Here is a 1,274-nt window from a genome sequence, read left to right on the forward strand (position 1 = left end):
GCATTATTCGAATGCTGACCTGTTTTATTCAAAAGCACCTCAAGTAGCACCATCTGTAGCCCATTAGCTGATAGCTGATAGCTGATAGCTGATAGCTGATAGCTGATAGCTGATAGCTGATAGCTGAATGCTTACAGTTAATTTAATACCAATCGACCAATAGCTTTGAGAGCAGCTAAAACTTGCTCCAGTTCATTTTTCCTCTCAATAGATAAGGCGTAGGAACGACCATATATGGGAACATCTGCTGGTTGGAGTTTAACAAATACAAACTCTCTCCCATTGACTAGAAAACCAAACCTTGGCTTGTCACTTTTGGAGCCATCCAGCATATAAGCTAGAGCTTGAGGCAGTGCTGCCATCACATCAAACTTGGTACTTTTGGATTCGATCACCAATATCCAAAGCCTCTGTCGCACTACTAAAACATCTATCCTGCCTCTTACAATTACTTGATTGTCTTCAGCAGCAATTTCCACAGAAGTTTCAGTTCTGATCGAAAAGGGGGGTTGAAAGAATCCAGCGAGATCGAGTAATGGTGATAAAACCACCATTTTTACAGCCTCTTCTAAGAGAGGGCGGCGATTAACCAAGTTAAAGTAGTTGTTGCGGACTCTTTCTAGACAACGTTTTTCCTCATCCGTTAAAGATGGTAAGTTGTCTTGCCAATCTGGAAAAAATTGACTATCGGTTGTTAGTTGTAGTCCAAAATGTTCTTGCAGTTCTTCTAGGCTAATATCTTGAGCTTGAATCGTTTGAACCATAATGAGTCATTGGTTGAATCCAGTAAAAAGTAGTAGGGACGTAGGAGGTTAAGTCCATAGGAAATAGAAAAGTAATCCCTTTTGATTCCCAATTTTTCCAAGAGGTCTAGTCTGATTTTAGGCAACTAAGGCATAGCTACCCTTAGTTATCGTGCTCTTGGAGCCAGTTGAGTAAATCCTGACTGGTATTAAAATCCCAGATTGCTTCTGATAAGCGTTCTAGGTCTTGGGAATTCAAGGCTTCAAGTAATGCGTTCGCGTAGCGTCGGCTTCGCCGAATCGCATTACTTGTTAGTTTTCCAAAGCGGCGCTCAAGCTGTCGCAATAGTAAGCTTCTTTCACCTTCTAATCTGCCCTCTTCTCTGCCCTCTTCTCTGCCCTCTTCTCGTCCTTCTACTCTGCCCTCTTCTCGTCCTTCTTCTCGTCCTTCCCTTTTCGCTAGACTCAATGCACCTCGCCTATCCTCCCAGAACATCTCCTGTTTGCGGATCTTTTCCAATTCTTCTACAC

General features: G+C 42.6%; 2 protein-coding genes. Both read right to left on the reverse strand.

Annotated elements, in window-relative coordinates; translation table 11 throughout:
• Window positions 1–137: 137 nt before the first annotated feature.
• Complete coding sequence (locus F6K49_RS50090; protein WP_293110296.1) at window positions 138–764, reverse strand: type I restriction endonuclease; 627 nt, start codon at window positions 762–764, stop codon at window positions 138–140.
• 142 nt (window positions 765–906) lie between these two features.
• A partial coding sequence (locus F6K49_RS50095; RefSeq protein ID WP_293110299.1) for a DUF4351 domain-containing protein occupies window positions 907–1,274 on the reverse strand: 368 nt, incomplete at its 5' end.

The sequence above is a fragment of the Moorena sp. SIO3I6 genome, from assembly GCF_010672095.1.

What these genes read in the sequence shown, in the direction of transcription:
- F6K49_RS50090 (WP_293110296.1), bottom strand. Translation starts at nt 764, where the DNA reads ATGGTTCAAACGATTCAAGCTCAAGATATTAGCCTAGAAGAACTGCAA.